This is a genomic window from Vogesella oryzae (assembly GCF_902829295.1).
In the GTDB taxonomy this organism is placed as follows: Bacteria; Pseudomonadota; Gammaproteobacteria; order Burkholderiales; family Chromobacteriaceae; genus Vogesella; species Vogesella oryzae.
This window is the reverse complement of the sequence record NZ_CADEPL010000058.1, coordinates 19,833-39,602: the sequence shown is the minus strand read 5'-3', so window position 1 is coordinate 39,602 and position 19,770 is coordinate 19,833. Positions and strand designations below refer to the sequence as shown.

General features: G+C 53.3%; 17 protein-coding genes. 14 read left to right on the top strand and 3 right to left on the bottom strand.

Translation table 11 applies throughout. The features are described from left to right. Positions 1-62: 62 nt before the first annotated feature. The 14 genes from atpE (at position 63) to HU218_RS16585 (ending at position 14,994) form a co-directional block, all read left to right on the top strand. Positions 63-350: a F0F1 ATP synthase subunit C gene (atpE, locus tag HU218_RS16650; protein WP_174876065.1), complete on the top strand. Its 288-nt coding sequence runs from the start codon at positions 63-65 to the stop codon at positions 348-350. A 50-nt stretch (positions 351-400) separates the two neighbouring features. After that, on the top strand, positions 401-871 hold the full coding sequence (locus tag HU218_RS16645; protein ID WP_174876064.1) for a F0F1 ATP synthase subunit B: 471 nt from the start codon (positions 401-403) through the stop codon (positions 869-871). A 7-nt stretch (positions 872-878) separates the two neighbouring features. Beyond that, positions 879-1,415 carry a F0F1 ATP synthase subunit delta gene (locus HU218_RS16640; RefSeq protein WP_174876063.1) on the top strand — a complete coding sequence of 179 codons (537 nt, stop codon included), beginning with the start codon at positions 879-881 and terminating at the stop codon, positions 1,413-1,415. 8 nt (positions 1,416-1,423) lie between these two features. Next, positions 1,424-2,965 (top strand): F0F1 ATP synthase subunit alpha, encoded by a 1,542-nt coding sequence (gene atpA, locus HU218_RS16635; protein ID WP_174876062.1) that lies wholly within the window; start codon positions 1,424-1,426, stop codon positions 2,963-2,965. Positions 2,966-3,008: 43 nt separating this feature from the next. After that, on the top strand, positions 3,009-3,875 hold the full coding sequence (gene atpG / locus HU218_RS16630; protein ID WP_174876061.1) for a F0F1 ATP synthase subunit gamma: 867 nt from the start codon (positions 3,009-3,011) through the stop codon (positions 3,873-3,875). Between the two features lie 41 nt (positions 3,876-3,916). Beyond that, positions 3,917-5,311: a F0F1 ATP synthase subunit beta gene (gene atpD, locus HU218_RS16625; RefSeq protein ID WP_174876060.1), complete on the top strand. Its 1,395-nt coding sequence runs from the start codon at positions 3,917-3,919 to the stop codon at positions 5,309-5,311. 15 nt (positions 5,312-5,326) lie between these two features. After that, positions 5,327-5,749, top strand: coding sequence for a F0F1 ATP synthase subunit epsilon (locus tag HU218_RS16620; RefSeq protein WP_088966117.1), 423 nt, complete (start codon positions 5,327-5,329; stop codon positions 5,747-5,749). A 117-nt stretch (positions 5,750-5,866) separates the two neighbouring features. After that, complete coding sequence (gene glmU, locus HU218_RS16615) at positions 5,867-7,228, top strand: bifunctional UDP-N-acetylglucosamine diphosphorylase/glucosamine-1-phosphate N-acetyltransferase GlmU (protein ID WP_174876059.1); 1,362 nt, start codon at positions 5,867-5,869, stop codon at positions 7,226-7,228. 160 nt (positions 7,229-7,388) lie between these two features. Next, a complete protein-coding gene (locus HU218_RS16610; RefSeq protein WP_174876058.1) occupies positions 7,389-8,177 on the top strand; it encodes a DeoR/GlpR family DNA-binding transcription regulator in 789 nt (262 codons plus the stop codon). A 3-nt stretch (positions 8,178-8,180) separates the two neighbouring features. Then, positions 8,181-10,010 carry a glutamine--fructose-6-phosphate transaminase (isomerizing) gene (glmS, locus tag HU218_RS16605; RefSeq protein WP_174876057.1) on the top strand — a complete coding sequence of 610 codons (1,830 nt, stop codon included), beginning with the start codon at positions 8,181-8,183 and terminating at the stop codon, positions 10,008-10,010. Between the two features lie 466 nt (positions 10,011-10,476). Then, the gene (locus HU218_RS16600) at positions 10,477-12,030 is read left to right on the top strand and encodes a hypothetical protein (protein ID WP_174876056.1); all 1,554 of its coding nucleotides are present in this window, start codon (positions 10,477-10,479) and stop codon (positions 12,028-12,030) included. 438 nt (positions 12,031-12,468) lie between these two features. After that, positions 12,469-13,461 carry a hypothetical protein gene (locus HU218_RS16595; RefSeq protein ID WP_174876055.1) on the top strand — a complete coding sequence of 331 codons (993 nt, stop codon included), beginning with the start codon at positions 12,469-12,471 and terminating at the stop codon, positions 13,459-13,461. 108 nt (positions 13,462-13,569) lie between these two features. Then, complete coding sequence (locus tag HU218_RS16590; RefSeq protein WP_174876054.1) at positions 13,570-14,313, top strand: DUF4145 domain-containing protein; 744 nt, start codon at positions 13,570-13,572, stop codon at positions 14,311-14,313. Between the two features lie 72 nt (positions 14,314-14,385). Next, positions 14,386-14,994 (top strand): hypothetical protein, encoded by a 609-nt coding sequence (locus HU218_RS16585; RefSeq protein ID WP_174876053.1) that lies wholly within the window; start codon positions 14,386-14,388, stop codon positions 14,992-14,994. 489 nt (positions 14,995-15,483) lie between these two features. Here HU218_RS16585 and HU218_RS16580 read toward each other — a convergent pair whose 3' ends face one another. The 3 genes from HU218_RS16580 to HU218_RS16570 form a co-directional block, all read right to left on the bottom strand. Continuing rightward, positions 15,484-17,634, bottom strand: coding sequence for an AAA family ATPase (locus HU218_RS16580; RefSeq protein ID WP_174876052.1), 2,151 nt, complete (start codon positions 17,632-17,634; stop codon positions 15,484-15,486). Between the two features lie 431 nt (positions 17,635-18,065). Then, complete coding sequence (locus tag HU218_RS16575; protein WP_217450863.1) at positions 18,066-18,785, bottom strand: hypothetical protein; 720 nt, start codon at positions 18,783-18,785, stop codon at positions 18,066-18,068. 264 nt (positions 18,786-19,049) lie between these two features. Further along, complete coding sequence (locus HU218_RS16570) at positions 19,050-19,748, bottom strand: SOS response-associated peptidase (protein WP_246211374.1); 699 nt, start codon at positions 19,746-19,748, stop codon at positions 19,050-19,052. Positions 19,749-19,770: the final 22 nt, after the last annotated feature.

Below are 19,770 nucleotides of genomic sequence, written 5' to 3'. Positions count from 1 at the left end.
TTTTTGTGTTTTTTTAGTACCTTTTCTCAAACCATCCTTGCATTAGTCTTTAGGAGATTTAAATGGAAGCTCTCGTTTCTCAGATCCAGTCCATGACCGCACTGGCTGCAGCCCTGATCATCGGCCTCGGCGCTATCGGTACCGCTCTGGGCTTCGCCATCCTGGGTGGCAAGTTCCTGGAGTCCTCCGCTCGCCAGCCGGAACTGATCCCGGTTCTGCAAACCAAGCTGTTCATTATCGCTGGTCTGCTGGACGCCATTTCCATGATCGGTGTGGGTGTTGCAATGCTGTACACCTTCAACAACCCGTTCCTGACCGCTGCTGTAGCTGCACTGAAAGCTGGCGCTTAATTTTTAAGCGGAAACGGTTGTTGTCGTAACCACACTGGAGGAAAACAAGCGTGGAATTCAACGTAACACTACTGGGCCAGGCGATCACTTTCGCCATCCTGGTATGGTTCACCATGAAGTTTGTTTGGCCTCCGCTTACCAACATGATGGAAGAGCGTGCCAAGCGAATCGCTGATGGCTTGGCCGCTGCAGAACGCGGCAAACAAGATCTGGAAGCTGCTGAAAAGCGCGTCGCTGACGAACTTCGCCAAGCCAAGCAAAAGGCTACCGAGCTCGTTATCGCTGCTGAAAAGCGTGCCAGCCAGATCGTGGAAGAAGCCAAAGACGTGGCTCGTACCGAAGGTGCGAAACTCGTGGCGGACGCCAAGGCTCAGATCGATCAGGAAGTGTTGCGTGCCAAGGAAGCCCTGCGCGAGCAGGTTGCTGGTCTGGCCGTAGCCGGCGCAGAAAAAATCCTGCGCAAAGAGATCGATGCTGCCAAGCACGCGGATCTGTTGGCCTCCATCAAAGCGGAGTTTTAATTAACTCATGGCAGAACTCATTACCGTAGCAAGGCCCTACGCCGAAGCGGTATACAGCCTCGCCACCGAGCAGCAGACCCAGAGCAAGTGGTCGGAAGCTCTCGCGTGGCTGGCTGCCATGGTGGCGAACCCGGACGTGACGCAAGTCGTCACCAACCCGAAACATACCGCGCAAGAGATTGAGGCGCTGTTGTTTGACGTGCTGGGTGATAAGGCGACTGACGAAGTACGTAACTTCGTGGTGGCCCTCATCGAAAACCGCCGTCTGACGCTGTTGCCGGAAATTGCCGCCCAGTTTGAAGTGCTGAAAGCACAGGCTGAAGGTGTAATCGACGCTACCGTCGAAACCGCTTTTGCCCTGACCGATGCCCAGCAAGCCGAACTGACCGCAAATCTCAGTCAGAAATACGCCAAATCCGTACGCATTGTCGTGCGTGAAGTACCGGAACTGATCGGTGGCGTACGAATCCTGATTGGTGACGACGTGATCGATGCATCCGTCAGCGGCAAACTGCAGGCAATGGCCGCAAGCCTCAAGAATTAGGAGAGATCATGCAGTTGAACCCCTCTGAAATCAGTGATCTGATCAAGGCCAAGATTCAGAACCTGTCCGAAGGCGTAGAGTCCCGTACCAAAGGTACCGTGATCTCCGTGACCGACGGCATCGTTCGTATCCATGGTCTGGCAGACGTCATGCAGGGTGAAATGCTCGAGTTTGCGGGCAACACCTTCGGCCTGGCCATGAACCTGGAGCGCGACTCCGTAGGTGCCGTGATCCTGGGCGAGTACGAGCACATTTCCGAAGGTCAGGAAGTGAAGTGTACCGGCCGCATTCTGGAAGTGCCGGTAGGTCGTGAACTGGTTGGCCGCGTGGTAAACGCGCTGGGTCAGCCGATCGATGGCAAAGGCCCGATCAACGCGACCAAGACTTCCCCGATCGAGAAGATTGCTCCGGGCGTTATTGCCCGTCAGTCCGTATCGCAGCCGATGCAGACCGGCCTGAAGTCTATCGACTCCATGGTTCCGGTTGGCCGCGGTCAGCGCGAACTGATCATTGGTGACCGCCAGACTGGTAAGACCGCCGTTGCACTGGACGCGATCGTTAACCAGAAAGGCACTGGCGTTATTTGTATCTACGTTGCCGTAGGTCAGAAAGCGTCTTCCATCGCCAACGTGGTACGCAAGCTGGAAGAGCACGGCGCCATGGGTCACACCATCGTTGTTGCTGCTACCGCTTCCGAAGCCGCTGCTCTGCAGTTCATCGCACCGTACTCCGGTTGCGCGATGGGCGAATTCTTCCGTGACAACGGTGAAGACGCGCTGATCGTATACGATGACCTGTCCAAGCAGGCTGTAGCCTACCGTCAGATCTCCCTGCTGCTGCGCCGCCCGCCGGGCCGCGAAGCTTACCCGGGCGACGTTTTCTATCTGCACTCCCGCCTGCTGGAACGCGCTTCCCGCATCAACGAGGACGAAGTAGAAAAGCTGACTGCTGGCGCCGTGAAAGGCAAGACCGGTTCCCTGACCGCGCTGCCGATCATTGAAACCCAGGCTGGTGACGTTTCCGCATTCGTTCCGACCAACGTAATTTCCATTACCGACGGTCAGATCTTCCTGGAAACCGATCTGTTCAACGCAGGTATCCGTCCGGCCATTAACGCCGGTATCTCGGTATCGCGCGTGGGTGGTGCGGCTCAGACCAAGGTTATCAAGAAGCTGGGCGGTGGTATTCGTCTGGCTCTGGCCCAGTACCGTGAACTGGCAGCCTTCTCGCAGTTTGCTTCCGATCTGGACGAAGCAACCCGCAAGCAGCTGCAACACGGTGAAGTGGTTACCGAGCTGATGAAGCAGAAACAGTTCTCCACCCTGTCGACCGCCGAAATGGCGCTGACGCTGTGGGCGGTGAACAAGGGTTACTACGAAGACGTTCCGGTTAAGAGTGCCCTGGCATTCGAAGCTGCGTTCTTGGCCTACGTGCGTGCTAACCACGCCGACGTGCTGAGCGCGACCGATGCGTCTGGTGACCTGTCTGCCGACAATGAAAAAGTACTGGCCAAGGCGATCGAATCGTTCAAGGCTGGCTACAGCTTCTAAGCTGAGTCTTTCGGATACCTCGAGTTAAAGAAAGGTTCAGGATATGGCAGTCGGTAAAGAGATTCTCACCAAGATCCGAAGCGTGCAGAACACGCAGAAGATCACCCGCGCTATGCAAATGGTGTCGACCTCCAAGATGCGCAAAACGCAAGAGCGTATGCGCGCTGCCCGTCCTTACGCCGAGAAGGTGCGTGCTGTCATGGCGCACCTGGCTTCGGCCAATACGGATCTGGAGCACCCACTGCTTGCCCGTCGCAGCGAAATCAAGCGTGCCGGCATTATCGTTGTAACTTCGGACAAGGGTTTGTGTGGTGGCCTTAACGCCAACATCATCAAACGCTTCTATGCCAAGGTTACCGAGCTGCAGACACAAGGTGTCGATGTGCAGGTGTGCGCCCTGGGCCAAAAAGGCCTGGCCGCCAGCCAGCGCGCCAAATTGAACGTTGTGGCAAGCGCAGTGCATCTGGGCGATGTGCCCAAGATGGACAAACTGATTGGCCCGCTTACGGTGCTGTTGAAACAGTACGCTGAAGGCGAACTGGATGCGGTTTATCTCGTGTACTCCAGCTTCATTAATACGATGAAGCAGGAGCCGGCGCTGGAACAGTTGCTGCCGCTGACCGAGGAACACATGGTTGTCGAACACTCCCACGCTTGGGATTACGTGTACGAGCCGAGTGCCACCGACGTCATGGAGTTTCTGGTCAAGCGTTACCTGGAATCCGTCGTGTATCAGGCAGTCGCCGAGAACATGGCTTCCGAACAGGCTGCCCGTATGGTGGCCATGAAGGCAGCAACGGACAACGCCGGTAACGCGATCAAGCAACTGCGTCTGGTTTATAACAAGTCGCGTCAGGCAGCAATTACCAAAGAGCTGTCGGAAATCGTGGCTGGCGCCGCAGCGGTATAACCGTCGCAGACTGTAAAAGTTTATTGAGTTAGGAACCGATAATGAGCCAAGGCAAAATCGTACAAATCATTGGCCCGGTCGTCGACGTGGAGTTTCCGCGCGATGCCATGCCAAAGGTTTATGATGCCCTGAAGCTGGTTGACGCAGACCTGACGCTTGAGGTCCAGCAACAGCTGGGCGACGGCGTTGTGCGTACCATTGCTATGGGCAGCTCGGACGGCCTGAAGCGTGGCATGGCAGTCAACAACACCGGTGCACCGATTTCGGTACCGGTTGGCGCCGCCACTCTGGGTCGTATCATGGACGTACTGGGTACGCCGGTTGATGAAGCCGGCCCGGTAGCTTCCGAACATACCCGCGCAATTCACCAGGCAGCGCCGAAGTTCGACGAACTGTCCTCCGCAACCGAACTTCTGGAAACCGGCATCAAGGTTATTGACCTGCTGTGCCCGTTTGCCAAAGGCGGTAAGGTAGGTCTGTTCGGTGGTGCCGGTGTGGGCAAGACCGTTAACATGATGGAACTCATCAACAACATCGCGAAGGCACACTCCGGTCTGTCCGTATTCGCTGGTGTTGGTGAGCGTACCCGTGAAGGTAACGACTTCTACCACGAAATGAAGGACTCCAACGTCCTTGATAAAGTGGCAATGGTGTACGGCCAGATGAACGAGCCGCCGGGTAACCGTCTGCGTGTAGCGCTGACCGGTCTGACCATGGCTGAGCACTTCCGTGACGAAAAAGACGCCAACGGCAAGGGCCGTGACGTTCTGTTCTTCGTGGACAACATCTACCGTTATACCCTGGCCGGTACCGAAGTTTCGGCACTGCTGGGTCGTATGCCGTCCGCAGTGGGCTACCAGCCGACTCTGGCGGAAGAAATGGGCCGTCTGCAGGAACGTATTACCTCGACCAAGGATGGTTCCATTACCTCCATCCAGGCCGTATACGTACCTGCCGATGACTTGACCGACCCGTCTCCGGCTACCACCTTCGCCCACCTGGATGCGACCGTGGTTCTGTCCCGTGACATCGCGTCGCTGGGTATTTACCCGGCCGTTGACCCGCTGGACTCCACTTCCCGTCAGCTGGACCCGCTGGTTGTGGGCGAGGAGCATTACTCCGTTGCCCGTGGCGTACAGTCCACCCTGCAGAAGTACAAGGAACTGCGTGACATCATCGCGATTCTGGGTATGGATGAACTGTCTGAAGAAGACAAGCTCACCGTATACCGTGCGCGTAAGATCCAGCGCTTCCTGTCGCAGCCGTTCCACGTAGCTGAAGTATTTACCGGTTCCCCGGGCAAGTACGTTCCGCTGAAGGAAACGATCAAGGGCTTCAAGGCGATTCTCAGCGGCGAATACGACCACCTGCCGGAACAAGCGTTCTACATGGTTGGCGGTATCGACGAAGCTGCGGAAAAAGCCAAGACCCTGTAATCAAGGAGACGGCTCATGGCCAAGATGCATGTGGAAGTGGTCAGCTCCGAGCAGCAGATCTACTCCGGCGAAGCCGAGTTTCTGGTTGCGCCGGCGCTGGAAGGCGAAATCGGTGTTTACCCACGTCACGTGCCGCTTCTGACCCGTATCAAGCCCGGCGTACTGCGTTTGACAGTACCGGGCAGCAAGGACGAAGTGTTGGTGGCTGTTTCCGGCGGTCTGCTGGAAGTACAGCCTACCCACATTACCGTTCTGGCCGATACGGCGATCCGCGGTGAGGATCTCGACGAAGCTCGCGCCAACGAGGCCAAACGTGCTGCCGAGGAGTCCCTCAAGCACGCTACCGACGACCTGGATACGGCGAAGGCCCATGCTGCCCTGGCAGCGGCCATCGCCCAACTCAAGGCGCTGGAATACCTCCGCAAGCGCGTGCACTGATAACGCGAAAGCGTTGGTGTATAGTCGCAGGCTGCCACGCAAGTGGCAGCCTTTTTCATTTCTGCAAAGCCCCGCATAATGGCGGGCTATCTACATCGAATTGTCGCGGACGCATTCATGGAATCCCTCAGCGTAGTCATTCTTGCTGCCGGTAAAGGCAAGCGCATGTATTCGGCACTGCCCAAGGTGCTGCACCCGATTGGCGGCCAACCCATGCTGGCACGGGTTATCGCGACCGCCCGCCAGCTGCAGCCGGCCAAGATCGTGGTGGTATACGGCCACGGCGGCGAGCAGGTGCGCGCCACCATTCAGGATGTGGACGTGGAATGGGCATTGCAGGCCGAACAGCTGGGCACCGGCCATGCGCTGAAGATGGCATTGCCGCACCTGCCCAAGAATGGCCACACCCTGGTGCTGTACGGCGATGTGCCGCTCACCACCCTGGCCACGCTGCAGCAGCTGTTGGCCGCAGCTAATGGCGGCATGTCGCTGCTGACCGACGTACTGGCCGATGCCAGCGGCTACGGCCGTATCGTGCGCAATGCTGGCGACATCGTAGCCATCGTGGAAGACAAGGATTGCAACGCGGAGCAGAAAGCGATCCGCGAGATCAACACTGGCATGCTGGTGCTGCCGAACGCGCGACTGGAAGGCTGGTTGTCCGAGCTGCGCAACGGTAACGCGCAGGGCGAGTACTACCTCACCGACGTGATCGCGCTGGCAGTGCGCGACGGTATCGCGGTGCCGGGTGTGACTGTGGCCGCCAGCTGGGAAGCTGCCGGCGTGAACAACAAGCTGCAACTGGCCGAGCTGGAGCGACAGCTGCAACTGAACCAGGCGCGTGCGCTGCTGACTGCCGGCGTGACGCTGGCCGACCCGGCGCGCATCGATATCCGCGGCCAACTTGAGCACAGCGAAGATGTCAGCATCGATGTCGGCTGTGTGTTCGAAGGCCACGTCAAGCTGGGTGCCGGCGTGCAGATCGGTGCCTACTGTGTGCTGAAAAATGTCACCGTGGCTGCCGGTACCCGCATCGCGCCGTACTCGCATCTGGAAGAGGCCGAAGTCGGTGCCGGCTGCCAACTGGGACCGTATGCGCGTTTGCGTCCGGGCGCCAAACTGGCCGACCACGTGCATATCGGTAACTTCGTGGAAGTGAAGAAGAGCACCATCGGCAGCGGTTCCAAGGTGAATCATCTGACCTATATCGGCGATGCCGACATCGGCAGCAAGGTAAACGTGGGTGCCGGCACTGTCACCTGCAACTACGATGGCGTGAACAAGTTCCGGACCACCATCGGCAATGGCGTGTTTGTCGGCTCCGGCAGCATGCTGGTTGCTCCGGTAACACTGGAAGATGGCGCCACCATCGGTGCCGGTTCGGTGATCACCCGCACCGCGCCGGCCGAACAGCTGACGGTGGCCCGTGCCAAGCAGCTGACTATTCCAGGCTGGCAGCGTCCGCAGAAGAAAAGCTGACTACTGCTTCTGTCGCGAAAAACCGCCCTAGCGCCTAGCCGGGCGGTTTTTTCTTGCTTACAAAGTAGAGCAAAGGTTGGCCGCAGAATCGTAATTCGACCACTTGCATGCGGCATGTTTCGCTGTTATATTTCGCAAAACTTTCGAAACGAAACATTGCATGACCAAGCGAAATACTCAGCAACGCCGCCATGCCATCGTGGCCATGGTGCAGGAGCGCGGCGAAGTCAGCGTCGAAGAGCTGACGCGCAGCTTTACTACCTCCGAAGTGACCATCCGCAAGGATCTGGCGCTACTGGAAACCGGTGGTCTGCTGCTGCGTCGCTATGGCGGTGCGGTGTCGCTGCCGGCTGAAATGGTCAATGCCGGTGATCCGGTCAAGGTTTCGCAACGAAAGCTCGCCATCGCCCGTGCGGCGGCAGAACGCATTCGCGACCACAATCGCATCATCATCGATAGCGGTACCACCACCAGCGCCATGATTCCGCTGCTAGGTCATAAACGTGGCCTGATCGTGATGACCAATTCGCTGAACGTGGCCGGCGCGCTGCGCGAACTGGAAAACGAACCTACGCTGCTGATGACCGGCGGCACCTGGGACCCGCATTCCGAATCGTTCCAGGGGCAGGTGGCCGAGCAGGTGCTACGCTCTTACGACTTCGACCAGTTGTTCATCGGCGCCGATGGTATCGACCTGGCACGTGGCACTACCACTTTCAACGAGCTGGTGGGGCTGTCGCGGGTGATGGCCGAAGTGGCGCGTGAAGTGGTGGTGATGGTGGAGTCCGACAAGATCGGACGGCGCATTCCCAATCTGGAACTGCCATGGGAACGTATTCAAACCCTGGTCACCGACGACGCACTGTCGGCGGAAGCCCGGGACAGTATTCAAGCCAAGGGGGTAACGCTGATCTGCGCCCCGACACCAACTGATTCTGCAAGGAGATAACGCATGTGCGGCATCGTCGGCGCCATCGCCAACCGTAATATCGTTTCCGTACTGGTCGAGGGCCTCAAGCGCCTGGAATACCGTGGCTACGACTCGTCCGGCATCGCCGTGCACGCCGGTAGCCAGATCACCCGCGTGCGCCGGGTTGGCCGCGTCGCCGAAATGGAAGCTGCCGCCCAAGCCGACAACGTGCAGGGCCAGCTTGGCATCGGCCACACCCGCTGGGCCACTCATGGCGGTGTGACCGAATACAACGCCCACCCACATGTGTCGCACGGCCTGATCGCCGTGGTGCACAACGGCATCATCGAAAACCACGAACAGAAGCGCGCCGAGCTGAAAGCCGCCGGCTACGTGTTCGAATCGCAGACCGACACCGAGGTGATTGCCCACCTGGTGCACCAGTACTACCTGCAGGAAAAAGACCTGTTCCGCGCCGTGCACAAGGCCACCCGCGAACTGACCGGTGCCTATGCCATCGGTGTCATCGCGCTGGACCGTCCGGACGAGCTGGTCTGCGCACGCATGGGCTGCCCGCTGCTGATCGGCCTGGGCGAAGGCGAGAACTTCATCGCCTCCGACGTCTCCGCCATCCTGTCCGCCACCCGCCGTGTGCTGTTCCTGGAAGAGGGCGACATCGGCCACCTAACCCGTGATGGCGTGAAGCTGATCGACAAGGACGACCAGCCAGTGGAGCGTAAGGTGCACGTGTCCGACGTGTCGCTGGCGTCGCTGGAGCTGGGCCCGTACAGCCACTTCATGCAAAAGGAAATCCACGAGCAGCCGAAGGCGCTGTCCGACACCATCGAAGTGGTGCTCGATGACGGTTTTGTACCGGAGCTGTTCGGCGCCGCTGCGGCCAACGTGCTGCCGACACTGACCGGCGTGAAGATCCTTGCCTGCGGCACCAGCTATTACGCTGGCCTGACTGCCAAGTACTGGATCGAAAGCATCGCCGGCGTGGTGTGCGATGTCGAGATCGCCAGCGAATACCGCTACCGCGACGCCTTTGCCGATCCCCAGCATCTGGTAGTGACCATTTCGCAGTCCGGCGAAACGCTGGACACCATGGAAGCGCTGAAATACGCCAAGTCGCTGGGCCACCAGCACGCGTTGTCGATCTGCAACGTGCACGAATCGGCGATTCCGCGCGCCTCCGACCTGGTGTTCTACACCCGCGCCGGTGCCGAAATTGGCGTCGCCTCCACCAAGGCCTTCACCACCCAGCTGGTCAGCCTGTTCGCGCTGGCAGTAACGCTGGGCAAGGTCCGCGGTCGTGTGACCGCCGAGCAGGAAACCCAGTATCTGGCCGAGCTGCGTCACCTGCCGGGCAGCGTGCAGCACGCGTTGAATCTGGAGCCGCAGATCACTGCCTGGTCGCAGCAGTTCGCCGCCAAGAACGACGCGCTGTTCCTCGGCCGCGGTTTGCATTACCCGATCGCCCTGGAAGGCGCGCTGAAGCTGAAGGAAATTTCCTACATTCACGCCGAAGCCTACCCGGCCGGCGAACTGAAGCATGGCCCGCTGGCGCTGGTGGACGAGAACATGCCGGTGGTGGTGATCGCCCCCAACGACGTGTTGCTGGAAAAAGTGAAGTCCAATATGCAGGAAGTGCGCGCCCGTGGCGGCGAGCTGTTTGTATTTGCCGATGCTGACAGCCACTTCAGCGAATCCGACGGTGTACACGTGATCCGCACCCCGCGCCACGTCGGCATCCTCAGCCCCATCGTGCACTCCATCCCGGTGCAATTGCTGGCCTACCACGTGGCACTGGCGCGTGGTACCGACGTGGACAAGCCACGCAACCTAGCCAAGTCGGTGACCGTGGAATAAAGGTTGGCCGCAGTGGTGACTTGTGATCTAAGAGAATAAAGTCTGTCACGAGGTAATGAAGTCTGTCACGACAGTGGCATGATCGATTTTGCCCGTAGTGCTAAATAAAGAGGCCCGCTAGGGCCTCTTTTCATTTGAGATTACCGGGCTTGACGGTGCGCAATAGCAAGGATCGATGGGGCTGCTTGTCGGCCTAAGCGGACGTTTTCGGTCCCAAGCTAGGCAGTCTGTTTCCAACCTTAAGCGGTAGCAAACCATAGCTCTCTTCGAGCTATCTGGAGAGCCGTGGGCTCCACTTCCAAGTGACACATTTCCCCTGTTTGTAGGGTGACTAACAACGAAGAAGATGTTACAAATTTCATACAATTCACATGATGTTCTGTATTCGTCGTCGCAGTGACGTGTTTTAACACATCATTTATGACGTATGCTTAACGTAAAATGATTCCCCGACCAAGGAGTGCAGATGGGCATTGAAAGTGAATTGATAGAACACCTAGAACGCAGTATCAAGGATGGTGCCAACAAGGCTAGAGATATTGAAATTATTAAATTCTACTATGGCCTAAATGAATCGCCTTGGCCTACATTAGAAGAAACCGCAAACCGATTTGATGTAGGCACCCGAGAAAGAATTAGGCAGTTACTAAATGCCAAATTCCGAGATAATGTCAGCAAAGACTCCATTCCTTCGCTAAACGATTTTGTTCAAATTTTACAGTCCAGAGAATATTGGCTGATCTCAGAGCTGGAAGAATATGCTTGTAGCTCCGGGCTAATCAACAAGGAAAGTCACCTAAAGGGTATATTTAATCTAATTGATGACATGAGCCTTGATTGTGGATTCGAATTTTACACTCCAGATTTAAATAGAGCCACGAGAAACTCTATTGCAACCAGCAAGAACATATTTTTGATTAGACATTCCAATGCCAAGGAAATTGGAGTATTGATCAAAAAAGCAAAGGACCTCCCTGGTCGCTGCGGCATTGCGAATTTAAGTTATATAAAAGAAGAGCTTGGCCAGCACTATACGCTTGTTTCATTGCTAATTGCAAACTCGCCTACGTCTTGGGTTAGAGTTGTTGGCGATGATTACTGGTATATTTTTGAGAATAGAGCAAACACCATTATCAACTACAGCGAAAAAATTTTTGGCTTTATTGAGAGTTGCGACCCTTCTAGACTAGCAGAATCTTATAGAAATGCCCTTGACTGCAGGAGCAATAAATATCCATATCCACCTAAAGAAATTATCGATGAATATTTAAGAAGTTCTGTCTACATGGTTAATTCTGACTCTGGGCTGAAGTTCATAGGTGAAACGACAAAGCTCAATGAAATCGAAGAAGACTTAATATCATTTTTTGACTCCGTCGACAGCGCGTCATTTCCCATGCTTGACAAATATTTATCGCAAAAAGGTTACGGAAGACCTCATATAGTAAAAACGACAAATTTTTCTCCATTGGTATATGTAGATAAGACAAAAGGTCGAAGGCATTATGTGTACAGTCTAATTGGCCCGCGGAATGCAGCGTTGAATAATGGCACACGTATAGATACGTATGAATTCTATCTTCGCAGATTAAGGGCTCTTCTCGATGCTGGGACAGATGAAACAAGAGAGCAGACAGCAAGAAAAGAGCAGCACATATTACAAGAGTGGCTATTTAAGGATAAAACACATGAAAACTGCGCTATCTGTGGGCAAGAGTTCAGCATAAAATCATTAGTCACTGCACACAAAAAGCCGAGATCAGACTGCAATGATGCGGAGCGCTTAGACCCATATATTGTAATGCCTGTGTGTTTGATGGGGTGTGATTATCTTTACGAAAATATGTATGTCTATATCGACGGCATTGAAATTAAACGCGGCCTGTCGTTTTTGAACGCAAGGACTGAGTCTAGATTTATTGAAAAACTCGTTGGGCGAACAGTTGATCCAAAATGGCTTTTAGGAAATCAGTCTTATTTTCGTTCGCCTAACAAAGCACTGCAACGGACAAGCCGCTGAATGCGGCATTAAAGTCTGGATTAGGAGCCATTACGACCATTAATTCCTAGGACCTGAACGTCTGCTTAGGCTGACCAACTTACTGTGCATCAGCCAAGTCGACGGCAGTTCGGCCATACCGGTCACCATGCTGTTGTGCTAGCATGACTGCTATCGGCCAATTGCGGACGGTGGGTTATGGCATCTAGATGCAGACATTCGATTCCAGCTTCTGAGCAGTCAGCCTGCCCTTTGCACAATCCTCAATTATATGGACTGCCCCGGCTCCTGTAGGCAATCCTGCCCTATGATGTCTGGGCTGTTATTGTACGGATGCAGCTCTGGCAAGATCAAGGATTGGCGCGGGTTTGCAGGGTATAATCCGACGCTTAATTAATAGTGTTATGACTGACCGAGGGTCGTTATATTTTAAGGCTGGGCGTCTAGAGTTCTTGGCACATGAGTTACACCTCCACTTCCGTCCTTCAGCATTCAACTACGGTTACCCAGGTCAGGGAGATCATCGATCTACTGGGCTACAAACAAGCGAGCGACGGCCTGAAAGTACCAAATCGTGTCGCGGGTTTTTTTTGGTACGACGAAACAGACTACCGATCCTGGTCGGGAGTTGAGCTAGACATCTACAAAACTCCCAAAGGCCCGGTAGAGGTAACGACCCGATCAACCGCTTCTCGCAGCTATTGGGATTTAACCCACCAAAATAGGACATTAAAGCTCCTGCGGGATTTGTTTGGCGGCCACTTCGAAACAGATGCAGGCCGCAATAGATACTGGCGTCCTGATGAACCCCCACCGTCTCCCATCTCGTCGGGTTGCTACTTGGCCAGGTGGAGGTTTCACAATAATTTCGGTAGAGCCAAGTTCTACCTTATGAATCGCAAGCTTGAGGGTCCTATAGCTCGCGATTCCTCGACAGGGTTCGGTTTCATTGACGAGATGAACCCCAGGCTGCTTTCAAACAATTTGCTCGTCCCATACATGATCGCGGTCTGGGAAGAATTTTTCCGGGCCACTTTTTCGGTATGTCTTCGCTACTCGAAGCAACGGGAGACAGCATTAAAACGCGCGAAGCTAAGCCATGCAGACCTAGAAAAGCTGGCAATAGGTTCTGTTCAGGTTGAGCGCTCTGTAGCCGAGTTCTTTTCGTTCCAACGCCCAAGTGCAATTGCCGAGACATTCAAGCTACTTGATCCAAAGTTGGACTTAGCAGCCCCCTTACGCAAACCATACCGGCGTCGCCGAGTGCCTCTATACGACTCAATAGAGGCGCTTGTCGAACAAAGAAATGCTCTTGTCCATGCAGGAGATATAAACCTCGGTCTTTTCGATAAGCAGTTAGAGACAACAATGACCGACCTGACTGAGGCAATCAATCGGGCATACAGCTACATAGCGAAGCACTATAGATTCGATCCAAATCACGACTACTAATGGCGCAGCGACGCCCAACCCATCAACCCACCGGACGCTGCGTGATAAAGCCGCGCAGCGTCCGGTGATTTCAAACGTTAGGCCTAGTGGAAGCCATTTGGGAGAGTCATGTTGATAACTGAAAAGAAGGCCACTGAGAACGGCACCAAGGGCAAGATAGTCTCGGTCCACTGCATCGAGTGCAAGCGCTCCACTCGCCACTTGGTAACCGTTTCTCTCGATAAGACCGGATCGGAAAGCAACGAGCGCGAAGGTTGGAGCGTCGATTGGAGTGATCGATATCAGGTCATCGAGTGCCAAGGGTGCGAGACCGTGTCGTTTCGTCATCAAAGCTGGTTCTCCGAGGCTCAAGACTTCGACGATGACGGAACCACTGAGCGAGTCTATCCGCTGAGAAACAAGGATGCGATCAACCCGCGGCCATACCACAACGTCCCTTCAAATCTGCGTCGCATTTACACCGAACTGATCGACTGCTTCAATAACGATAGTCCAACGCTTTGCGCCGCCGGGCTTCGAGCCTTAGTAGAGGGCGTTTGTGCCCAGCAGGGCATAGCTGACGGACCGGTCGAGCTACCAGCAAAAGGTGGCGGCACGCAAGTCGTTCGACGCGACAATTTGGAAGGTCGCATAGCTGGCCTCCAGGAGAAAGGTCTGCTGACTCAGTCCAGCGCACAGACGCTGCATGAGCATCGTTACCTAGGAAACTCGGCGGTTCATGAGCTAGCTCGACCATCCTCGGACGAACTGAAGCTCGCAATCGAGATCGTGGAGCACGTACTCGATCAGCTGTACGAGCTGCCTGAGAAGGCCGCAGAACTACACCGTGCAATCGACCGCCGCAAAAAGTAGGCCTAACCCCCCGCCCCCCAACCTTGCATCCGCGGTCGGGGTTGGCTCGAACGTTAGAAATCAACCTGACACATGCGCAAATTTATCGAAGACTTTTTTACTTTGGCTGCTCTAGTCGGAACTGAGGCCTGGTTTCTCAAAGGCTACTTTGCCAACCAACCCGACTTTGAACCAGCTTTAGCTTTTCTTGCGGCGTTGGGTGTCGTACTCGCGAAAGACCCTCTACGCACCCGATTTGTCGCCCCTGAAAAAAGCGCATCTATGCATGACAAAGAGCTTTTTCGTGCATTTACAGGTTTGCTCCCGCCAAATCAGACCACCAGATTTTTCAAAGAGCATGACTTCGGAGGCTCGTTCTCAAAGTCCAATGTGGCTCCGCTATATTCATTTGTGGAGACGTGGGACAGTGTGGATAAAGAGTTTCTTGACGATGAATTGGAAGCAAAAAAGAAAGCCATCTATTCGCTGGCATCAGAACTAGCCAAAGAAATTGCCGGCCGTACAGTACCGCTCAGGAGCGGGGATCTGATCTCTGTTTTCTCCGATCAACAAAGGGCCACGGGACAACCCAGACCAGCATCAGTTATCGAAGATGCTAAGGTTCTCAACGAAAAATCGTCGTTGTTTGTCCCAAAGTACGAAGAGTTTGTCCGCCTTTGCAAAGGCAAGCTTGAAAAATGATTTTTAACACGGCCCTCAACCTCGCTTCCTTCGGTCGCTGGACGCTGCGCGATAAAGTCTCGCAGCGCAGGTTAGCTCTGCGTTAATGTCCGCTTTTTCATGAAGGCACCGACTGCTTTGGGTTGGTGGCAGTCATTGGCTAAAACTTCAGCCAACGGCCGCTTAGGCCGACGAGCGGCTACTTACCCAGGGGGCTGGCCGCAGGTCGGCCAAAGCTGGCGTTCAGCTAGATCGGATGGAGAGGCCGGTATCGGGCTGTCAGCTGCCCTGGTGCCAGGTTAGCCTCGGATGTCCGCTTTCCATTGCTGTCTAGGGCAGCTCCCGATCCAAAGTGGAACTAGTCAGCATTGAAAAGCAGACTGTCAGGAACGTGGAAATGTGCGGCCTGCGCGGCTTTCGTGCAGAACCGCTCGACTGCAGAACTATGTGGCCGAGCGCCATGAATACCCGACGTCCCCCCGTTTTCAGTAGCAGGGGGGCGTCGTACCGCTAACACTTTGACATGGCTTTGTAATGGTCTGGATATCCAGCTTTTTCGAAGATCAATCTCAACCCATCTTTGAATGTCTTGTAGTCAAATTCTTTCATGTCAATAATGTTTTGCCCAAGGGAGTGGGACTCCCTATTTATGTATCGGCAAAATGCTTGGAATTTTGCATCTTGAAGTTCAGGCATTTGAAAGACATTGCTTAGGTCTTTCTTACGTACGAAATTGAAAAAATACTCGATGATGTTTCGCATGCAATTCGCGATAAGCGCTGGAGGTTGGTTGTTGTCGTTGATGACCGACCAATATGCTTGGTAGTCATTCTGTATCTCCTCGTACTTCATTTCTTGAATTTCGCTGCCAGAGGGGCGCTTTATTAACCTGAAAAGTTTTTGAGTTTCCTTTCTACGGTCGTGATTGGTTTCGGTCAGCTCGTAAAAAAAATATAGGCTGTGAGTCAATACAATCACTTGGCAGAATCGATCATCTTTAAAGAACAGCATACGAATCAATCTCCCCACGTTAAAGACGAAAACGTGTGACAAACTAGAAATTGGATCATCAATCACTACGATGCGCTGAGTGTGGGTGTCGTCAATACTTGATTTGCCTTTGCAAAGCTCGCAAAAATACAAAAAACTGATTATCATCTTCTCGCCTTCACTGAGAGAGTGAAAAGCGTCATTATTCGCTCCTGTACGCACTACCCGATAGAGACTGTCTGAGTGTTTTTTTACAATGAAATCGGCTATGCCTAAATCTACAAGGCCTGCATTGATTGAATCTACCGCTTCGTCAATGTTCACCGTTTGCTTCTGTATCTCTGCTATCTGTTCCTTAATTCTTGCAAGATCGGCGTCTGTTTTGTCTATTTCAGCATTCAAGGCCTTAAGCTTCTGATTTGCAGCTTGCTGATCTTTTTCAAACCGAGATACTGTTTGGTCGTATTGCCACCGCATCAGCAGCCAAAACTCTTCTTTTAGATTCTCCAGTGATTCTTCGCGGTTTTGCAATTTTTGATTGTATTCATTTGTTATCTTGTTGATGGCTGCAATTTCTGAATTAAAATCTTCTGCCAAACTGGATGTGTCGGCCAAAGTTACAATAACCTTTGGACTTTTAATTTTTTCACCTATTTTTCCGGAATTGGATTGCATGGTCGTGACGAGTAAATGGTACTTACTCAAAAGTGAGCTCTTATGCTCTTGTGCGAATGGGTGATCTGTAAATGCAGCAACCCCAGGCAAAGACTCAATAGCAAATTGGTACTTCTCCTGCATTGTAGTTAACGCATCCAGTTGCACCTGATAGTTTTCATCGAAATACGATCTAACGCTTTCAACGAATTTTTGGGTGATAGTCGCCTCTTGGCAGAATGGACATTGTGTCCCAGTCTCACCAACACCATTAGTTAGGAATTCAATACCTTGTTTGACCCAATCTGCATTTCCTATCTGCTCAATCAGTGCCGCAACCTCACTGTCAGCATTGCCAAGTATAGACGTGCTGAAAAGTTTATCAGACTCGATATCATGCGCTTCGAATTTAATATCCGACAATAGATCCTGAGAGTTTGCCTCATCACCTTTGAGTGCATCCACATCATTTCGTATTGCTTGTATGTTTCTTGTCGGCTCGAGGGCTGGTTTTGTAATATTTATCAAATGCTCAAACAGTGTTTCTTTTTTCCCCATTAGACCTTTTAGACAGTACTCAAGGACTCGATCTCCACCTGTGTATGTTTTTTTGATACTCCAGACTTCTTCTGTAGCTTGCTGTTTCTGAGTGATTAATGTCTGGTTTGTTTGTTCTTTTTCGTTGTATTTGCACTGAAGCGTCTGCTCTAGTTGCGTTTGCTTTTTCGTTTCTACTGCAATTCTTTGTTCAGCTTCTGTGTTGTTTTTTGAGAGGCTGAAAATTCCTTTTAAGTTGTCAGTGACAAAAAAATTATCTCTTATGAATTTTTGGTTGTAGACTAAAACTGGTGTAGCTTGGGTTAGTGTCTTACTGCAAGAGCTGAATTCTGGATCATCAGGTGAGTAAAGAAAATTAGATATTGTTGATTTTCCCGCGCCGTTTAGGCCGTAGATCAAATTGATCTTTTTGTCGGTAACAAGGCTCGTCGTGTGCTTGTAGCTGGCGACTTTATCCATGCGTATTTCGGTGATCACTTATCTCAACTCCTTACGCTAAGGCGTATAACTTAAAGTAGATGGCATTAATTCTGTTTAAGCTGCAGTGGCACCATATTTTTTGTGGTGGCATCAACCTGTAAGGTTCACCAATAGAGACATCTAGTAGTCACTAAAAATGGTTGCGTGAATAGATGGCGGCTATATTTGGTAAGTGCAATGACATATGGATTGTACCGGCCGTACTCTCGACTGCCACCCTATGAGCATCTCTTGCCTACGGCTGCTTTGAAGTAATTTACCCGACTTCCACTCTTGGCCGATTGCCCCATTTCAATGGAAATTCCACAAAGCCGACGTTCAGATTGTTACGATAATACCGAACGGCAGCTTTATTGGTGAACACCACAATGAGCACTTCCAGCCACTTGCGGTCGCTCGTTATTGACTCTTTATGCCGGATTCAATGCGTCGCACGGCGCAAGAGCTTCGCGCAGCCTGTCCTTCATTGAATTGTTTATATCGATGAACCACTCGGGTTTGAGTTCCGAAGCTGCCGACATCGCTTTGGCCCATTCCGGCATCACGTGCGAGTTCTGAACCGCGGTGCGAATTTCCGCAATAGCGGCTTGCGGATCAACGGTCGCTTGGAAGACTCCTGCGTTGTTCAATGTGTCAAAGATCACGCCACCGATCACCGATTCACACTTCGTGATGATGTTCAATACGTATTTGTCGAAGGCGTGGAACGTCTTGATATTTGCTGGGTTCGTCGCATTGTTTTGGAAGCTTGGTTCCGCGACGGGCATCAGGAAATCACCGTTCACGTGTGCGGCGGATGTAATGTCGTATCCGCGATGGATGATGGCGTTCCTCAGGTACTTAATGTATTCATAGTTCGACTTGCCATCCTGAAACCCAGGGAAGACGAACCGCGCATACAACTCAGTCTCGAAGGATTTTGGCGGCAGCGGCGTCGGTTCGCGCATTAGCTCAGTTGCCGACAACAGGTTCTGGAAATAGGTGCCGTACTGCACGCGCATATCTGTGAGCGCGATCTCGGTGAGTGGCGTGCGAAACGACAAGGCTGCACGCAGCGCGGTCTTCCGTGCCGTCATGTACCAAGTCAATGCGTGAAGCATATCGCGGGTTTCGGGGCTGAGAGTTGTCATTCGCATTACAGACGGATGTTCATGCTCGTGCATCTTAGTTGTCAGTTGCTAATCCGTATACACACTCAGCATAGTCGATCGGCATGTAAATCATTCGCGCGCGCCAATCGTCCCGGCCATTGACTGCAATGGGGCGAAAGTGAGCGTTCCCCAAGTCAGAAAGCCGCCCTTCGGCTACGGTGCAAGGAAAATGCCCGGTATGTTGCCCTGAACAGACACTCAGAGCTGATGGGGAGGAAGACAGCTTTGGCCGAGAAGCCGTAGTTAAGTGCGACTTCTTGGCGGAAGCGGAGCCGGGGATGCCGTCATTAATTCCGCCGGGTAATTCACCATCCAACTTCGGGCCTGTTCTGGGTTCTTGCAGTTCAACCAGGCGTCGTACTGGTCGGGTGGGATGATGACCAGGCTACGCTTCTCGTCATCCGGCTTGTGCATCCGCTGCATCAGCGGGTGCTGATCCGCATTGATGGTGATCTGGGTGAAGCTGTAACTCGTGGAGCCATCATGTTCCTGCCAACCCCGCCACATCCCGGCAACTGCAAATGGTTCGCCTGACACAAGCCCAATACGTGTCCGCACGGCCTTCCCCGTTTCGTAGCACGGTTCATAGAACGCCTGCATCGGAATCAGGCACAGCTGTGACTGCTGCCACGCTCGCTTGTAGGTTGGCAGTTGGCCGATGGTTTCCGCCCTGGCGTTCATCGTGGTCAGGCGTTTGCCTGCTGGCAGGTGACCTTTCGGCACAAAACCATAGCTCGCCATGAAGGCAAACGGGCCGTCACCCGTATCGATGATGGCGGGGGCCAGATAGTCCTGCCACGTCTCCGCTTTCCACTCGAATTCAGCCGCTGACACCTTGAAGTGATCTTCGAGTTGTTGCCGCGTGGGTGGAGTGAAGTTGATGCACATGCGGCCAGTATAAGTTGTCACAGGATTCTTGGTGTTGCATTTGAATTCGTACATAATCAAATGTAACTGCAGGAGC